1 pseudogene is annotated in these 708 nt (G+C 57.5%); it reads right to left on the bottom strand.

The window, feature by feature from the left end:
* Positions 1-708 (bottom strand): annotated as a pseudogene (locus tag HMPREF2560_RS05455) (RHS repeat protein); the annotation flags it as partial.

The raw sequence follows: 708 nt of genomic DNA, 5'->3' as shown, positions 1-708 counted from the left end.
GCTGGCTTTTCAGACGACCCATGGGGTCGTAGTCGTACAGGCTGCTGATGCTGCCCTGCGTCCTTTGGATTTCTCGGTGCAGTTTGTCGCGTTCGATGTCGCTGACGACTTCGCCGTCGAGGCTAATTTGGTGCAGGTGCCCGCTGCCGTAGTAGAGGTAATCGATATGGCGACCGTCGGGCAGGATGGTGCGGATGCGGTTGCCCAGCGGGTCGTATCGGTAGCCTACGGTGGCGCTTTGGCCGTTGTGGACGGTAGTTTCGCCGATGAGGCGGTCGAGTTCGTCGTAGGCGAGTTCGACGCTGCTGTGATGGTTGCGGGCTTTGGTCAGGTTGCCGGTAATGGGGTCATATTCGAAACGGGTGCGGCTGATGCCTTCGTCTTTGCTTTGTCCGTTGCGGCCGGAGACTTTGCGGCTTTGTTTTTCGATCAGTTGGCCGAGAATGTTGCGTTTGAAATGATGGATGTGCCACGTCTCGGGTCGGTCTTTCAGACGACCTTTATCGGTGCTTTGACCGTATTCGGTCTGTTGAACCAGTTGTCCGGCGGCATCGTAGCCGTAGGCGGTGATTTTGCCGTCCCAACCGGTTTCTTGGATCAGGTTGTCGGTTTGGTCGTAATCGAGACGGTAGGTTTCGCCGTTTTCATTGGTGAGGACGGTCAGACGGCGGGCTTTGTCGTAGGCGTAGGCGAAGGTATGGCCCAGCG

The organism is Neisseria sp. HMSC078H04, assembly GCF_001838135.1.
In the GTDB taxonomy this organism is placed as follows: Bacteria; Pseudomonadota; Gammaproteobacteria; order Burkholderiales; family Neisseriaceae; genus Neisseria.
The sequence above is the reverse complement of the archived record's forward strand: the minus strand, read 5'-3'. Positions and strand labels throughout refer to the sequence as shown.